Source organism: Klebsiella sp. ZJOU C1 (assembly GCF_035620215.1).
GTDB classification, from domain to species: Bacteria; Pseudomonadota; Gammaproteobacteria; order Enterobacterales; family Enterobacteriaceae; genus Klebsiella; species Klebsiella variicola.
Map to the genome: position 1 here is coordinate 521,567 of NZ_CP141644.1, position 17,432 is coordinate 538,998.

10 protein-coding genes and 1 tRNA gene are annotated in these 17,432 nt (G+C 45.8%); 5 read left to right on the plus strand and 6 right to left on the minus strand.

Features of this window, described 5'->3' with window-relative positions; genetic code table 11:
* Nucleotides 1–45: 45 nt before the first annotated feature.
* Complete coding sequence (locus tag SPE70_RS02450) at nt 46–1,515, minus strand: SulP family inorganic anion transporter (protein ID WP_048974541.1); 1,470 nt, start codon at nt 1,513–1,515, stop codon at nt 46–48.
* Nucleotides 1,512–2,192, minus strand: coding sequence for a carbonic anhydrase (locus tag SPE70_RS02455; protein WP_040147021.1), 681 nt, complete (start codon nt 2,190–2,192; stop codon nt 1,512–1,514). The genes SPE70_RS02450 and SPE70_RS02455 overlap by 4 nt, the downstream gene beginning before the upstream one ends.
* Before the next feature lie 590 nt (nt 2,193–2,782).
* On the opposite strand from SPE70_RS02455, the gene SPE70_RS02460 reads away from it, so the two are divergent.
* The 5 genes from SPE70_RS02460 (at nt 2,783) to dndE (ending at nt 8,259) form a co-directional block, all read left to right on the plus strand.
* Nucleotides 2,783–2,867: transfer RNA gene (locus tag SPE70_RS02460), tRNA-Leu, on the plus strand.
* 332 nt (nt 2,868–3,199) lie between these two features.
* Nucleotides 3,200–4,285 carry a DNA sulfur modification protein DndB gene (dndB, locus tag SPE70_RS02465; RefSeq protein WP_058330575.1) on the plus strand — a complete coding sequence of 362 codons (1,086 nt, stop codon included), beginning with the start codon at nt 3,200–3,202 and terminating at the stop codon, nt 4,283–4,285.
* Entirely contained in the window at nt 4,282–5,904 is a 1,623-nt protein-coding gene (dndC, locus tag SPE70_RS02470) for a DNA phosphorothioation system sulfurtransferase DndC (RefSeq protein WP_064170683.1), read from the plus strand. The genes dndB and dndC overlap by 4 nt, the downstream gene beginning before the upstream one ends.
* Nucleotide 5,905: 1 nt before the next feature.
* Nucleotides 5,906–7,906 (plus strand): DNA sulfur modification protein DndD, encoded by a 2,001-nt coding sequence (gene dndD, locus SPE70_RS02475; RefSeq protein ID WP_064146469.1) that lies wholly within the window; start codon nt 5,906–5,908, stop codon nt 7,904–7,906.
* Nucleotides 7,906–8,259, plus strand: a complete 354-nt coding sequence (gene dndE / locus SPE70_RS02480; protein ID WP_058330578.1) for a DNA sulfur modification protein DndE — start codon at nt 7,906–7,908, stop codon at nt 8,257–8,259. Before dndD ends, dndE begins: the two co-directional genes overlap by 1 nt.
* A gap of 63 nt (nt 8,260–8,322) precedes the next feature.
* Here dndE and SPE70_RS02485 read toward each other — a convergent pair whose 3' ends face one another.
* From SPE70_RS02485 to dptG, 4 genes are read right to left on the minus strand one after another with little or no spacing between them, the layout of a single operon-like run.
* On the minus strand, nt 8,323–9,858 hold the full coding sequence (locus tag SPE70_RS02485) for an ATP-dependent nuclease (protein WP_064170682.1): 1,536 nt from the start codon (nt 9,856–9,858) through the stop codon (nt 8,323–8,325).
* Nucleotides 9,855–11,051, minus strand: coding sequence for a DUF262 domain-containing protein (locus tag SPE70_RS02490; protein ID WP_058330580.1), 1,197 nt, complete (start codon nt 11,049–11,051; stop codon nt 9,855–9,857). Before SPE70_RS02490 ends, SPE70_RS02485 begins: the two co-directional genes overlap by 4 nt.
* Nucleotides 11,048–16,126: a DNA phosphorothioation-dependent restriction protein DptH gene (gene dptH / locus SPE70_RS02495; RefSeq protein ID WP_324726458.1), complete on the minus strand. Its 5,079-nt coding sequence runs from the start codon at nt 16,124–16,126 to the stop codon at nt 11,048–11,050. Before dptH ends, SPE70_RS02490 begins: the two co-directional genes overlap by 4 nt.
* A complete protein-coding gene (gene dptG / locus SPE70_RS02500) occupies nt 16,107–17,432 on the minus strand; it encodes a DNA phosphorothioation-dependent restriction protein DptG (protein ID WP_058330582.1) in 1,326 nt (441 codons plus the stop codon). Before dptG ends, dptH begins: the two co-directional genes overlap by 20 nt.

Genomic DNA, 17,432 nt, shown 5'->3' on the forward strand with positions numbered 1-17,432 from the left:
CAATCGGAGGGGTCGCGCAGCGGGCGGACCAGCCGCCCGTTAAGGTCAGCGGCTGGCCAGCGGCCACTGATTAAGGCGGATGCCGCGCTGCGGGGCGTTCTCGGCAAAATCATCCAGCACCGCCCGCACGTCCGGGTCGAGATAGCCGACGCTGTCGTGCTCGACGATCACCACGCTCTTTTCCGGAATTTTCGCCAGCAGGGCCAGCAGATGCGGATTGTGCATAAAGGTCAGATTCTGCTGGATGCGCAGCACGTAGTGGTCATCGTAGCGCGCCAGCTGCAGCGAGTGGCGATGGCTGCGCCAGAGGCTGAATGCCATCTGGGTGGCAAGACCAATCCCGATCCCCGCCAGCATGCCGCAGGCGATAATCCCGCCGATGGTGGCGAGGAACGGGACGTACTGCGCCGCCCCCTGGCGGAACTGCTCGATGAACAGCCGCGGGGTCGCCAGCTTATAGCCGGTATACAGCAGCACGGCGGCGAGGCTGGCGAGCGGGATTAAGGTTAGCAGGCCGCTGAACCACAGGCCGCAGATCAGCAGCAGCACGCCGTGGATAAAGATCGACAGTTTACTTTGCGCGCCATTGCTGACGTTCACCGAGCTGCGGACGATCACCGCGGTGATCGGCATCGCCCCCAGCACGCCGGAGAGCAGGTTGCCGACGCCCTGGGCGACCATTTCGCGGTTCGGCGAAGGCGGCGGATTTTGCGGGCGCAGCTTTTTCAGCGCCTCCTGGCTGAGCAGGGTTTCGAGGCTGGCGACCAGCGCCAGGGTCACCGCCACCACCCACACCGACGGATTGCGCCACGCGCTCCATGCGGGAGACTCCAGCTCGCCCAGCAGCTCGCCGAGGCTGCCGAACGCCGGCAGGGTAATACGCGGCAGAGCGGCCAGCTGCTGCGGCGCAAAATGGGTCAGCAGCAGGGTGGTCACGCAGCCGAGCAGGACGGCGATCAGCGGCCCGGGGATCCAGCGCAGGCTCTTCACCCGGCGGATAAGCGGCGAACCCCACAGCCATAGCACCAGCAGGCCGCCCGCGGCGACGGCGATAGCACTGAGGGAGAAGGTGGCGTTACCCTTCACGATATCAACGAGCCCGGTCTCTTCTGCGCTGCCGAGCGCAACGGGGATCTGCTGCATAATCAGCAGGATGCCGATCGCCGCCAGCATGCCTTTGATGACGCTGGCGGGAACGAGGGAGATAAAGCGCCCGGCCCGCAGGATGCCGAACAGCAGCTGCAGCACGCCGGCCAGCACCAGCGCCATCAGGAAGAGGGAGAAGGAACCCAGGGATTCAATGGCGGCGACGACGATGGTGACCAGTCCGGCGGCGGGGCCGCTGACGGCGAAGCGGGAGGGGCTGAGAGCGGTGACGACCAGGCCGCCGATAATGCCGGTCAGCAGGCCGACGAAGGGCGGTAAGCCGCTGGCCTGGGCGATGCCGAGGCACAGCGGCAGGGCGACAAGGAAGACGACAATGCCGGCGAGAGAGTCCTGACGAAGCGTGTTCATGGGGCGTGCTCCTGCGGTGAGAGGTGTTCGACGAGGGTGGTTAAATGGCCGGAAGCCAGATCGTAGACGCAGCCGTGCAGGCTGAGCGGTCGCCCGCTGGCGAGCACCGTCTGCACCGGTTCACTCTCCAGCAGACGGGCGAACTGGGCGCGAACGTTGGCTTCCACCAGGGCGTCCAGCGCATGGCGAGAACGCTCCGCGTTGGCGCTGGCGCTGGTGCTGGCGCCGGGGGAGGCCGCAATACAACAGTCATCGGCGATCTGCGCAATTTCGTGATGCAGGGTGTGGCGCAGCTGGCCGATGCGGCGAGCCAGCGCCGAGGACTCCTGCGCCAGCGGCAGGGTGGGCAGAGAGAGCGCCGCCTGCACGCCGCCGCAGCCGTAGTGGCCGCAGAGCACCACCCGCTCCACCTCAAGGTAGTGGAGGGCATACTGCAGGACGCTCATGACGTTGTCGTCGGCGGGATCGAGCATGTTGGCGATATTACGGTGGACAAAGAGCTCGCCGGGCTGGCTGCCGGTGAGCACCTCGGCGGGCACGCGGCTGTCGGAGCAGCCGATCCACAGCGAGTGGGGCCTCTGCCCGTCGATCCATTTTTCGAAATAGTCCGGATCATGCTGACACTTCTGCAGCGCCCAGCTGCGGTTGCGGGCCAGCAAAGGTTTTAACGTCGTCACAAGTATTCTCCTGAGTTAATTCATCGAGTGAATATGTCCATCAAGACTCGTACAGCGACTAGTAAAAATAGTGTTTACCGGAACCCTTCACGCCTGAGGAAAATCCTGGAATAAACGGCAAAAAGAAAACTTTTCATTAATGTAAAGTTATAAAAATATTGATGAAATTAATGTTTTGCCGCGGAGCGGATGAATAACTAAAAGGCATTTGCTAAAACTTTCTGGAATATATGGGAATGGTGGAGGTTGGGGTTGGGGGAATAGTTGGGGAGTGGATATTGGGGATGGGTGGGGAGCGTTGGGTTGTGTTGAGGTATGCGGGTGAGAGTGATGTGAGAACAATTTGAGATGATTTTGAGTGGGGTTTGGGGGATAAAGGGGGAAAGGGGAGTGGCTGGCAGGTGGAGTTGGGGTTGTGGGGGTTGTGAGAGGAGGTGCTGGTGGCAGTTGCGCCCCGGAACGGTGGTAAAAGCTGACGCTGCGCAGGATAGCGCTGTTTTTTTCAACACTTAGCGCAATGACGACACGCTGTCGCTTGCATGACCGCTGCCGACAGGTATAATCCAGAACGTTTCCGCATCCCCTTCAGTGCCGAAGTGGCGAAATCGGTAGACGCAGTTGATTCAAAATCAACCGTAGAAATACGTGCCGGTTCGAGTCCGGCCTTCGGCACCAAAAGATACAATCAAGTCGCTCAAGGGCGGCTTTTTTTGTGTCCATTTTCTTCTGGGATCACCTCCGCGTTTGTTAATCATTGATGACTCTTACTCCCTCTGAGTGTGTTTTTGATTTTAAAATACCTTTTTACATTCTTATCTATATGATTTTGTTATGAAAAAAAATTTTCGATTCAAGATGGGAAGAAAGAAATTTGGGCGAATCATTTTTTTCAACGGAAAATGGATGTTGGTACGCAAAAAATTACGTCAAAAAAGCTGTATGTCACAAAGGGGATTACGTAAAATATCACGTCATCAGATTCACACATACATTGGATGGATTAAAGTATGGCTAATATTGATGCGGATTACTGCTACTCGTTTCCGGCTATACGTGGCATTCAGGCTGGTCGCCCTTTCTATATCGCCACATGCCCGATGCGTATCATCCCGAAAATATTCAGTTTTGATGAAAATGATGTGCCACCGGAATTACGCGCTCAGCGCACGCTAAATAAATCGCGCATTCCCGAGATGGTACGTTATTTGTTGGAAAACCCTAAAGATTATGTGTTTTCAGCTCTGACGGCTTCCATTGCCGTAGACGTTCAATTTGATGAGTTTCCAGGTTCTAACAACCTGGGGACGTTGTGTGTACCAATGGATGCGCAAATTCTAATCAATGATGGACAACATCGCCGTAAAGCGATTGAAGACGCTTTAGACGCTCGACCGGAGCTGGGCCAGGATAATATCCCGGTGTTGTTCTTTGTCGATGAAGGCTTAAAGCGTAGCCAGCAGATGTTCGCCGATCTGAATAAATACGCCATTCGCCCCAGCCCATCGCTGGCGTCGCTATACGATCATCGCGATGCCTGTTCGAATCTGGCGCGTTATCTGGCAATGTCAGTAGAGCCGTTTGTTGGGATGACGGAACTGGAAAAATCTGGCATTAGCCAGCGGTCGAATAAACTATTTACGTTGAGCAGCATTAAGCAAGCTACTCGCGCATTGTTGGGCAAAGATCCCAAAGAGGATAACTTTGAGGAATGCACCCACATTGCTACCCAATATTGGCTGGCTATTTTTAGTGTAATGCCTGATTGGCAATTAGCGGCTAAAAAGGAAGTTTCACCGGTTCAGTTGCGACAAGATTATGTTCACGCTCATGGCATTGGATTGCAGGCACTTGGGCAACTGGGATATACCCTGCTGACGGATTATCCTGAGCAATGGCCGGAGAAAATAGCCGCGCTCAAAACATTTAACTGGCGTAGAAACAATCCGGACCTCATCAAGCGTGCGATGCAACATGGCAAGCTGAGTAAAACCAGTACCGCGATCCAGTTAACTTGCAATGCGCTAAAAACCGCACTCTCAATTCCCCTCACTCCTGAAGAACAGGAGCTTGAAGCTCAAATGGTTGTCTCATGAGTAAATTAGTTCAGGCCTATGATTTGGCCGAATACGAAGATTTTATTAATCAGGAACAGTTCGCTGGACGACCTCTGGCCGAATATGTTGCTGAGGTTCAACGAATTTATTGTGCGGATAAGCGTCCGTGGGTGATTGGCTACAGCGGTGGGAAAGATTCTTCCGCTGTGATCACGCTAGTGTATCTGGCCTTGCTCGGCCTGCCCCCGGAAATGCGCAGCAAAGATGTTTTTGTGGTGTCGTCCGATACGCTGGTCGAAACGCCGGTAGTCGTGGATCTGATTAAGAAAACGATGTTGCAGATTGAGGCGGGAGCGAAGCGTAACGGCTTGCCGATCACTCAACACGCGGTAACGCCTAAAACGAATGAAACCTTCTGGGTCAATTTGCTGGGGAAAGGTTATCCGGCTCCAACTCGTAGTTTCCGTTGGTGCACTGAGCGCATGAAAATCAATCCGGTGAGTGACTTTATTAAAGATAAGGTCAGCCAGTTTGATGAAGTCATCGTCGTACTTGGTTCGCGCAGTAGTGAAAGTGCTTCTCGTGCGCAGGTAATCGCAAAGCACAAGATTGATGGATCACGCCTTGCCCGGCATACCACATTGGCAAACGCGTTCATCTATACCCCCATTGATACCTGGGATGTAGAAGATGTCTGGAAGCTACTGCGCGGCGCGTTCCGCTATGCACCCGAAGATATCGACGAATGGGAAAGCCCGTGGGGTGGAAACAACCGTCCTCTGTGGACGCTGTATATGGATTCTTCCGCACAGGGGGAATGCCCTCTCGTAATTGATGATAGTACTCCTTCCTGCGGTAATTCGCGTTTTGGCTGTTGGACCTGTACCGTTGTCACTAAAGATAAAGCGATGGAAAGTCTGATCAAAAACGGCGAAGAATGGATGTCTCCGTTGCTGAAATATCGCGATCTGCTGGCATTTACCACCGATCCGGTGAATAAAGACACGTTTCGAAACTATAAGCGCCGTACTGGTAAGGTGAGCTATCAGTACGCTAAAGAAAGTGATGAGCCGGGGGCTGAGCGTAAGCATGTTCCAGGTCCTTACTGGCTAAAATACCGTCAGCAATGGCTCAAAGAATTGCTGGAGATTGAGCGCGATTTAAATGCTCAAGGCCATACCATTACGTTAATTACCAAACCAGAGCTACATGCGATTCGTCAAGAGTGGTTGAAAGATCCTAATGAGCCAGACTGGTATGACACGCTACCGGGGATTTACCGCGAAGTGTATCAGCAGGATTTAGACTGGGTGGTAGACGATCAGTCGCGCTTTGATGCCAGCGATGCAGATCTGTTGGTGCAGATAGCGCAGGGGTTTGACGTTGTGCCTGAAATGGTGATGAAACTCATTGAGCTGGAAGTTTCAATGGAAGGCTTAAGCCGTCGTCAGGGGATTTTTGATAAACTTGGCACGATCTTGAAGCAGGACTGGGGCACTCTCGAAGAAATTGAGCAACAACAAGTCAATCTGCAAAATCGAGTTGAACGGGATATTCATCAGGAAGAGCTTACAAAGCTGGAAGCTGAACTTCAGGTTTTACAGCGCAGAATTGTTGATGCCAGTGAATCCTCGTTACTGATTGGGGAGGATAAATAACGTGCTCATTAAACAGCTGGTATTACATAATTTCCGGGTATTTAACGGTACACATACTATTGATCTGGCACCCAGAAAGCGTCCGCATGATTTGAATCCACGACCTATTGTGCTGTTTGGTGGTTTAAACGGCGCAGGGAAAACGTCTATCCTATCGGCGATCCGCATAGCGTTGTATGGCCGACTGGCGTTTGGACTAGCGACTCAACAGCAAGAGTATATCGAACAACTCAGCGCATTGATTCATAACGGCGCGTACTATATTGAGCAGCCGGAAGAAGCATCTGTAGAACTGACGTTTACCTATAATAAAGGCGGTCATGAGGCCGAATTTACCGTTACGCGAACTTGGAAAAAGGGGAAGAGGGACCGCCTTTCTTTGCAACAGGATGGGCAGCCACTCAGTGAGCTGGATTACGATCAGTGTCAGGGATTTCTAAATGAGTTAATTCCGCATGGCATTGCTGATTTGTTCTTTTTCGATGGCGAGAAAATTGCAGAACTTGCTGAGGACGAATCCGGTAATATTTTACGTACTGCCGTACGACGCTTATTGGGGCTGGATCTCATCTCTAAACTGCGTAACGATTTAATGATTTTTATTAAGCGTCAGCAATCCAGCCAGCTAGCAAGTTCTCAGCAACAACAGATTGCAGAGCTTGAAAAACAGAGTAAAGAATTAGCCTGCCAGACAGAAGCACTGCTAGAAAGCGCCGATTTTGCCAAATCGCGGATTGAGTTTCTGTCTAAAGATATAACCCGTTATGAAGGCTTGCTAAATGCTCAGGGGGGCGCTTTTGCCCAGACTAAAGCGCAGGAAAAACAGAAAGTCGAAACGCTGCTAAAAGATAAAGAACATCTGGAAAAAGCACTGAGACAAGAATGCGATGGCTCGCTACCTTATGCGCTTGCGCCCACTATTTTGTCTCGTTTGTTGCAACAAATTGCTGATGAAACGCAGATTAAACAGGCAAAAAGCTTTGAAAAAGAGCTGAGCCAGTTTTTAACGCAACTCAGAAATGATATTGCATTTCGTTCTGCAGGGACTGGCAAAATAGCAGCGGAAGCGATTTCCGATAATCTAAAAGATTATATGGCAACGAAACCAAAAGGTGATTTGCTCTTTGATATCTCTGAGCGTGAAGCAGGTATGCTTCAACAGTCTATTGAGATAGATAGTAAAAGAGCATGGCAGCGTTTTGAACTTTATCGCACACAGTTATCTGAGATTGAACAACAGTTAGAACAAGCGGCTGCTAATATTGCCCGTGCTCCTGAAGATGATCAGCTGATGGATCTCTTTGAAAAATTACGTGACTTGGATAGGCAGCGCGAAGCCCAATTGCAGAAATATCGGACATTGCTGGAAGATGCTAAACGCACGAAACAGCAGCAACTGGATTGTGTTCGCCAGATTCAAAAAGCGCATGATGCCGCTCGTTATCAGCACAGCTATAGTAGTGCGTTTAAGAATGCTCAGGAAACGATAAATTTACTCGATCGCTACAGTGATGTATTAACACAGGCTCGAGTGAAAACACTGTCTACAAACTTTGAGCTTGCTTACCGTAAGTTAGCTCGTAAAGAGGATTTACAACTTAGCGCACACATAAACCCTCAAACGTTTGATGTTGAATTAATTGATGAGAATGGCTCAGTGATTAACCGTAAGTTGCTTTCTGCTGGTGAAAAGCAGATTTATGCAATTGCTATTCTTGAGGCGCTGGCGAAAACCTCTGGCCGTGATTTACCAGTGATCATTGATACACCATTGGGTCGTCTGGACTCTCAACATCGAGATAAATTGATTAATCACTACTTCCCTGAAGCCAGTCATCAAGTTGTGTTGCTTTCTACCGATACTGAAGTAGATGAACGTTATTTTGTTGATCAGTTGCGTGATGATATCTCTCATGCTTATGAGATTGTGTTTAATGCACATACTAAATCATCAACGCTGAAACCTGGTTATTTCTGGGAATTAACTAAGGAGGCTATCTGATGCTCCCGAATCGAATGGCGCTTAGTCGTCAGACTGAAGAACAGCTTAAAAAGCTTAAAGGGTATACTGGGATTACACCCAATATTGCTGCCCGGCTAGCATTTTTCCGCTCGGTGGAGAGTGAGTTTCGTTATTCTCCTGAGCGAGATAGTCGGAAGTTAGATGGCTCGTTGGTGCTGGATAAAATTACATGGCTGGGGGAAACACTACAAGCCACAGAATTGGTATTGAAGATGCTTTACCCGCAGATACCACAGAAGGACATGATTAAGGTTTGGGCGGCACATGTTGAGGATGGTATATCTGGGGTGAGGAACTATCGAAATCTTAAAGACTTTACTTTAGGAATATAATGCTTACATAAGGTATAGGATTGTAATCTTCCTATACCTTATCTGTTTAATGGAAGTTATACACTATTCTAAAAATAATAAATCTTTGCCATCGAACAGCATTTTTTTGTTAAGGTTTTCATCCAACGGTATTCCCTCTAACTCCATTTCCTTTGCAAGCAAATCAATTTCCTCTCTCGTTAGGTGATAACAAGAGTTAAAGATGCAAAAAATGAATTTATTAACAAGGTTTTTATTTTCCGAATACCAAATGGAAAATATATAATTAAATAATGTTTCTTCATTAACATTAAGATAATTAGCCAATTGCATGAATCTATCATGATGATCTAAAGATCCACATTGTTCATAATATTGTAATAGATCATCAGGTTTAGTGCCTAAAAGCAGAGCTACGTTATCGACTCCTTTAGATAAAACATTCCATAGTTCCTGTTCTGGGTTTAATCCATCAATTGATGGTAAAGAAACTACGGGGATTTGTTTCCCTATAAGTTTCGATATTTTATCACGCATATCTGCATCAAACACAGCTAATAAATCAAAATTAATTTTTTTATGAGGGTTAAAATGTTTTACTACTTTTTCGATATCTGACTCACCATCCTGAAAACTAACTATATGATAATCATAAGCAATATCAGAAGCAGCACGATTCAACATGCCTTTAAGAAACATATATGAAAACTTGTCCTCAACAATGAAAATGCCTTTCTTTCTAGGCTTGATACCTAACGCTGTAAAATATTTTCTTTCATGTTTTGGGGAAACTACGCTAATACCAACGTTACTAACATTAGAAATTAGCCTTGCATTTTTAATACCTACTTTACTTAAAATTGTTTCAGAGTGACTAGAGAGCAAAATCCAAATGCCTCGTTGCGAGGACACATGCGCAAGGTAATCCATCAAATACTCTTGGCTATATACTGATATACAATTTTCAATTTCATCAATAAGCAGGATTGAGTTTTTTTCTATCCAATTTATAAACCAAAAAATATACATGCACAAATACTCACCGGAACCCATTTCAAGGCAGGAGTATTCTACACCATCCGGAAGAGTGACTTTGATGAATGGAAATGTATAGTCATCATCAAGAGCCCCCTCAACTTCATAAAATTCTATTTTAGAATAAACTCTACCAATAATATTACCTATTATTGCGATATTTTCTTTTTTTCCTAAAAAACCACTAGGTTCAATGCCTTCTATAAAGTCATTAATGTTATCAGAGTCATTCAGGAATCGTATGATCTTATTGCATTCGACCGATGGCTCAAGATAATTAACAACCGCATTATTAATGTCCTGAACTTCATGATTATTATTTTTTAATGATATATTAATATCTGATAAATTGAGTCTATTATTGACCAAGCCATTCTTTTTAATACACGAGTAAATAGATTTTAAAATAGTACTTTTGCCAACACCATTTTTACCACAAAGTACAGATATACCATTGTCTAATTCCAAACAAAATTTGTCAGATACGCCTTTAGCATCATTAATAGATACTTGGCGAAGCTGGCAGTTGTAGTTAGATAGTTCTTGAGTCCTTCGCCATCCATCATTAAATTTAGCCTGTCTCATAATCCAGTTTCCTTCCAAATTTCGGCCATATCTTCAATTAAGAACTTAACATCATTTTCATGTCTTAATGCATCGGCAAATTTTTCAAGATGATTGGTATCAACATCAGTTAAGTGTACTGGCACAATTCCAGCCATGTAACATGCAAAATTCTGTATTATATCCCTTATAATTATAGAACCTATGGACATTACCCGTGATGAAGAACGCTCTATGTAAATCATCATTAGTTCACGTAGATTCGCCTGACCAATTCCAAAAAAATCAACTACATCTTTAGGGAATCGCTCATTAGTTTTGATACATGTCCTCGCAGTCTCTAAATAAATAAAAGCACTATATAACTTCTCGACATCAATACCATCGGAATGGATATTCATACAACAGATAAGATATATCCAGTTAAGTGACGATGCTTTTGTTAAATTTGTTTTTATATCTTCTTGAGAAGAGTACTTAGATAGATAGCCAAAGAATTTAATTGTGGATTTAATTGCGTTTGATATATCTGAATCAAAGCTAGTATCATCGCGGTATCTATTTGTTAGTGTTGCATCACTTAATTGATATCGTATGCTACCTTTTTCCAGCAACAAACACACTCTAGATAATAAGTCATTATAAGCCATTCTGGAATTGCTAAACCCTAATATATTCCTCCCAACTCCAAGCTCATCCATATATGTGACAAATGAAGAAATATCATCTCTCACGTCTCCAAAAATAGCATTTCTTGCTTCTGACGAGGTTAGTTTAACTGTTTGATTTAGTCTATAGAATAACTCACTTGGCTCACCTAAATTGTATTCAGTAATCTCATAAATTGTTATACCAAATCTCTCTATTTTCTTTTGTACATCGATAGGTAAATCTTTAAATTTTTTCCCATGCAATGCAAGAATCTCTTCATCTTTTGGTTCAATATTGCCATCTACTGCAAACTGGTTATCAAGAAAATCCTTGATAGCGGTTAATCGTTGTTGTCCATCCAGCACTTCCGATTTACCAACACCTAGTGCTACTGTATGTATTGGTGGGACGTACCATTCTCTTAATATAGAATCAATCAACAATTTTTTCTTATTTAATGTCCAGACTTCACCTCTTTGGAAATTAGGGCGCAAATCAAGATCACCATCTTTTATTTCTGTGTAGACGCTTTTTATTTTGTTAGTTGTATCTCTAATAATCATAATCCCCCCTCATTTTTCATTAGCTCCCAAAAAGCCCGATCATGCATCTTCTTAATCTGCTTATCCCCATCGACATATAAACTAAAATGCTTTTCAAGTTGCCGAATCTGTCCCATTAGAGACTCCTGATCACCTTTTTCGTCGATGTTAAATACTGCCTTAATATCCGCATTTTTGATCTCAGAAACTCGATGAATCACCCAAGTGAGAATATAAGAAGCATAATTATTCTCGCCTGTTTTAAAGTGGGTAATTTCTTGTGTTGATAGGATCGCCCCTACACCATATTCGCGGCCCTCTTTAAGAATTTTACGCAAGCTGGCAAAGTCCTGGCGCATAAAGTTATCGGCTTCATCAACCAGAATCATTTTGGTTAGCTGACGATAATCACCGCGCACCGTCGGTTTTCCACGCTTTTGCATCTGCGCATAAAAAAGATCCAGTGTCAGTGCAACTACCAGGTTTTGAATCTCTGATGGATAACCCGCGAGCTCGATAACTGTGACTCCATCAACCAGATCGTACAAACTGGTCATCTTCTCTGGATCTGTTTCAAAAATCTGGAAACCAGCCAGATTATAAAGCGCAGCATATAATGAATCTTCGTCGACTTTCTCTTGTGCCAGGTACTGCTGCCACACATCTTCGATAGTCGGTGCTATACGATTCCATGTTGATCGATCATGAGGCACTATTCCAGCTAAGTCATAGCACTCCATTATTAGCGTAACCAGCTTCATGCGTTGTTTTACGCCAAGGTTATACGCTTTGCCCATTGTTTCAGCGAATGCCATGGCCGTATGCCTCGGTAACATGGGCATATCACCAAATAACGATAATGGATTGTAAGGTAACAACGATAGCTGATACCTCTTAGCGCCCGTAGCTTCCAGAAACGCATCATCTACGTAATCGGATTTATAGTCGAAGATCAGTAAGCCAATCGGTTTACCATCAACGTTGCAGGACTGATTGCGCATCAGTTGCGTAACCAGCGATTTAGTAAACTGAGTTTTCCCGGTACCCATCGTTCCAATAATACCGGTGTTGGTATTCATGAACTTAGCTGTGTTAGTTGGCTCCCAATACAACGGATTCTGGTGTACAGCATCATGACCAAACAAGACTTGTAATGGCGCATTGCTGACATTACCGGGAGTCAGTGCCAATACTCCAGGTTGTGGAAGCTTCGGTGTAGAAATGGGCTGCAGCTCAGTTGTTGTTACCGCCTGTCCCGGGCACGAAGCATTGGCATCATACTCTGGCTTGAGCAGATACTTTTCCGGTACCCGATAGCGTTCGGCTAGTGGAGGTTGATCTCCTTGCGCTGCGATTAACGATGAAAGCAATGAGTAAGGGATCTCAATCTGTAAGATCTTTTCTACTGTCTCTTTATAAGAGAGACCAAAACAGGTTCCGCTGTCTACATGCGCTACCACAAAACCTTCTGCATAGTCAGCAAGCTCACCTAATTGATAATCGCCAGTGAGCCACCATTCGCGTCGCTCCAGAAGAGGGGATAGCTTGTCGTTATCCAGTACTCCATACAAACGCAACTTCTCTACCTGCATTAAGACCTGACGGATAAAAAGAGCCCGGTATAGTTGTGATGCCAGAGTTTGCGGCCCAAGAATATCTTGCTGTAAATAGCGTTTTAGCTCGCGGGCCTGCTGCCCCGCATGGTTGTAATCGGGGCGAGCTCCTGTTTTTACTTCAAGTGGTAACAGATACAGGTTGTTATCTTTGAAGCCGACAAAGAGCACATCGTCAGAGATCGCTCCTTTCTGATAACCCTGTAAATGGCGCGATAAATCGCTTTCTTTCATTCTCAGCCCGACATTGCCGGACACGCGGATCATCTCAGCTACTGACAGTGGGATCCAGCAAATATCTGACTGGAGCAGCATAGACTGTACGAATTTGTATGCACCGATAATGCCGTGTTTTTCTTTGCGCTCCTTTTCATTTGAACGCAACATTTTCAACAGCCACTCACCGTTAAAGGCATTAAATTCAGCAAGTAGTTGCTGGCTATCAACGGTGGATTGTCCTGTTTGAAGGAGACGTAGGAACAACTCAACCTGTTTTGTGACGGTTACGGCGTCATAACCAGCACAACTGGTGTACTGGTCAGAGTAATGAATTAGTACGACATCTTTTTGACTAGTAAAGAAATCGAGTGTGACCTTAGGGTCGATAATTGTGGTCCAGAGAGAGCTATCATAAGAGCGATTCAGCAGTTGCTTAAAGTTACCGCTGACAGCCAGACTAATTCCCTGACCGTGATACTGGCTGTTGCTCTGCCGTGCCGGTTGCCACAGACAGCCTAACAAGCGGGCGAGACGCAGGGCGCAAGACGATTCAGTATCGACATTACGCAGACCAAACGCGGTAAAGTAAGCATCGCCTTGTGTTTCAGCCCCTTCGCCTGCAATCAAGCCATGACATAAAACCCCGCTGGCAGCATCCTCAATGCGAATTTGGCGGCAATCAACCGGTGCGGTGTTGGTGAAAAATGCGAGATGGGCGTAAGCCAGTTGATCGCTTTCCGGTGGCAGGATAAATTTGCTGAATGTTAAGCGACTGCGAAGCAGATCGATCAACATATCGGCTTCAGAACGCCACGCACCGCTGTTCAGACCAAGATCATTTTTAAGTTGTTCATAGCTGCCGCTTTCGGCAAAGCGGTCAAAGGCATTGGGTAGCAGACGTTCGTCATAGCAGTTTACGTGTATCGAAATTGCGTTATCTTTTTCCTGCTTAAAATAATCTACCAGTCCCAGGAATAGCTCTCTGGCTTCTCCCATATTAATAGCATTAATAACCAAGGCATTATTTCCTGCACTCTGGAACAGCCGAGAATAGGCATCTGTAAATTCGTTTAGCTTGTCTTTCACTAGACGCTTAACATATTCGTGGCTCATCTGGCGCTGGGGAACAATATCTATCCAGAAGCGGTTTTCTACCATCGGTTGTAACTGTGCGTATTCATGTTCGCTATGATACACAAATGGCATTAGGCCAGAGACGACCAGACGATCGAGAGTAATCTCTGGTAATGAAGCGAAGGAAGCTGATGCGGGGTATCCGGGCTCGGCGATAATAGTTTCAGCTAGCTGTAAATGATAAGCCATTACCAATGGGTGCAGAGGCGAGAGACGTTCATAATCGTCGCCGCGGCAAATCCCCAGATGTAACAGACGTTTTTCCTGGATGGTTAATGCTCTGCTTAGACTGATTTGCTGTAATGCCTGTTCAAAAGTAGCGATCATGTGACTGACTAATACACGATATTCCGCTGACCATGACACCAGACTCGGCAGGGTATTTCGACATTGATAGTAAACGAACAATTGGTGGTACGCATTATGGAGGTCGGGATAGCTCGCCAGAAGCTCATCCAGTGCAAACTCACTACCATTACTGCCAGTGCTGAGCAGATTACGCTCGATCAGGGCGTTCTCTTGCATAAGCAACTGCTGGCGAACACCAACCACATTATGTTCGATATTGTCTAGGATGACGCGACCTTTCAACTTGTTCCAGGTTGCATTCCCTTCTTCTTTAAAGAGTTTATTAAAACGACCCTGATCAAAAAGTAGAGGCAGTGTTAATCCTTCCTCTGCTCTTGGACCTTCGATGTTAAACAGTAAACGGGAGTCACCTGAAATCAGGGTAAATTTGATCAGCTCACTTTGATCCGCCAGCGTTTCAAAATTAACGAGTGCATAATGGCGGCAATCAACATCATCACTTTCTTCATCAAGTAAACAGGTCTTGTCGCCGAGCTCTGCAATACGTAACTCATTATCTTCCAGTTGCAGAGTTAATTGACCTTTACCGGGTTCAATACGATAACAATGCTGGATTTCATTAAGCCAGAATTGTCCTTGTTCAACTAACAGCAGGCGAAACTTGTACTCTTCTGCTGAGTTATTGCGGTTAATGATTTCGAGGCTAAAGAAGCAGGGCCGACCATCAAAAGGCACTGATGCCAGTATCTTAGAGTTTCTCCCCCCGAGCCGGCTAGTACGCCAGAATCGTTGTTTCTGTAACGGACGATGATGAGCAATTTTTACCTGATTGTCCTGAAGGTCGTTACCCTGGAAGATAAACTCCAGCTCAACGTGTGACTGCCCCGGTAGAACCTGAACCAGGACACTGATATCTCGTTTACCTGCTTTACTGGTGCTTTTGGCTCTTTGCCAGACCTCACCGTTTTCAGCAGTAATGTTTTCCAACACCAGTTTCTGTTCACTGTTTTGTGCTTTTTCATTCAGGTAGACGGAGAAATCAAGTTCACGCCAATCGTCATTGTCAACGAAATGCTCCTGAATGAATTTTGCACTAAATTCAGTTAGTACATTCTCCAGTTGCCCGCTGTAGCGTTCAACACTGTCCTCTATCTGGCGATATAACTTTTGGTTTTCATTGAGCCGGGCGCGCAACTGCTTATCACTAAAATTCAGCAGGTTATTATCGTTGAATAACTTTAGCTCTGAGAAATCCAAATTGCCGTCGTCCAGCAGACGGTATAACGATGAAAATCCAAAAACCGTTGCGCCTTCATCCAATATTGTTGTCAACTGATCGCCCAGCAAACAGCGGGATACTTGAGAACGGGCGCTGTCCGTTGTGATTAACTTTTCGAGCTGGTGACGGAAGGTTTCTGGATGCCAGATAGCATCCGGTGCAGCGACATCTTTGGTACTATTGAGTAAGGTATCCAGCATGCTGTTGTGGATAATCAACAACGCTGTCTGGGCAAAAATGCCATTGCGGCCAGAAACCTGATCGCGTAAATGAGAAATATAGTTTTCTGTAAATGCAGGGGTTGTGGTGCCGTGCAGTACCGGAATAAGCTGAATATTATTACATTGGACGTAGGTAAGATATTGCCCCGGTGCAATTTCTAGTTTATTTCCATTCGCTAAAGAGTCGAAAGCCTTCCAGAGCTTTAAGGCGTTATCCGGATCGGGAGATTTAAACTGGTAGCGCTCACCAGGCTGGATGATGCTGCTAACCCATTCAATGAAGGTTTCTGCCAGATAGGTTTCATACTGTTTTACGGACATATACGGCGTCTCCACTGTCACTCATTCTCTCCACATTCCCCATGCGTTCATAAAACGCAACCAGCATTTGTGTAGACTGGTTATCCAGATAAAATCCGCGTTGCTCAAAACCACGTAGCAGCTCATGCAGACGGAGTTTTTTGTTTTTACCCACGGTAAGGTTAGTTAGTAGCAGTAGTCTATCTTGGTTCAGTACCAGCACTTTCCCCGCTCGGCCACGAACCTGAATGAAGTCAGTGCAAATCAGGCTTTCCAGCTCGTTGATGTATTTGCGATTTACCGCTGCTCGCTCGGTTTTTTTACCCTGAAACTGTTCAACGGCAACAGATAACAGCTGTTTAAAGGCATCTTCCAAGTTTGTAGCGCGATCGCGTTCAGGAAGATCTCGCTCCTCCTTACTGATAAACTTCTGTATATAATTATTGAGTTCATTCAGTACTCGATTCGATGTATCTGAATAATCTAAACAATCTTGATATACCTGCCAAAGAGGGCGTTTTTCCTCACCTTTTACTTGTAATACCTCTAATGCAGAGAGTATGGGGAACAATTTTTCACTTTGGCGGGCAAACCACTTATAGCCGAAGAGCTTTATTTTATCTCGTTCTGAGCTAGCTTTTTCAGTATCGAGGATAAAGAACAATGATTTACTCTGCGGCTCGCCGTCTTGCCAGTTGTCCAGATTGAGCGCCAGTTGTGCGCACCAACTAAAGGCGTACAAACGTAGAGTATTGGTCAGTTCCTGCAAAAGATATTGTGGATGCTCTGCCAGAAACGCCAAATCAGACTGAAAACACGTTACCAGATAGGGTAAATAAGGTTGTTCTTTTGCAAATGGCCCCTCACCCAGTGGAATTAATTTTTTATTGAGCTTATTCAGCATCTCTTTTTCAATAAAATTCAACTTATCTTGTATCGGGTTATTAAGGCTAAAATCTCTCATCAAATTGGCAAACAGTGTTCCAAGGCGTTTGTCGGCAGTCGAGCCTGCACTTATCTTTTCACCATCAAACTGAGCGTGGAACAGCAAGAAAAGGGGAGATACACGAAAAATATCCTGACTGGAAAAATACATCCGTTCCAGCACGGACAAGAACGCGGGTTCATCGATCAATATTTGCAGATGAGTTTTACAATCCTCGCGAAACTGCTCGAGACTGTAAGTATCGATTTTATACTTCACGGCATAGCTTAGTACTAAACCTGTTACGATTTGCCAGTCAATATTGTTATTCTTATTACGTATTGGAAGGTAGCTATCCAGCTGGTTATTACTAACTTTTAAATTTGTTGCAATGGGATACAT

Excerpts from the sequence above, each read along its gene's own strand:
- dndE (WP_058330578.1), top strand. The coding sequence starts at position 7,906 with ATGCTCCCGAATCGAATGGCGCTTAGTCGTCAGACTGAAGAACAGCTT.
- dptH (WP_324726458.1), bottom strand. The coding sequence starts at position 16,126 with ATGTCCGTAAAACAGTATGAAACCTATCTGGCAGAAACCTTCATTGAA.
- dptG (WP_058330582.1), bottom strand. The coding sequence starts at position 17,432 with ATGTATCCCATTGCAACAAATTTAAAAGTTAGTAATAACCAGCTGGAT.
- dndB (WP_058330575.1), top strand. The coding sequence starts at position 3,200 with ATGGCTAATATTGATGCGGATTACTGCTACTCGTTTCCGGCTATACGT.
- dndC (WP_064170683.1), top strand. The coding sequence starts at position 4,282 with ATGAGTAAATTAGTTCAGGCCTATGATTTGGCCGAATACGAAGATTTT.
- SPE70_RS02450 (WP_048974541.1), bottom strand. The coding sequence starts at position 1,515 with ATGAACACGCTTCGTCAGGACTCTCTCGCCGGCATTGTCGTCTTCCTT.
- SPE70_RS02490 (WP_058330580.1), bottom strand. The coding sequence starts at position 11,051 with ATGATTATTAGAGATACAACTAACAAAATAAAAAGCGTCTACACAGAA.
- SPE70_RS02485 (WP_064170682.1), bottom strand. The coding sequence starts at position 9,858 with ATGAGACAGGCTAAATTTAATGATGGATGGCGAAGGACTCAAGAACTA.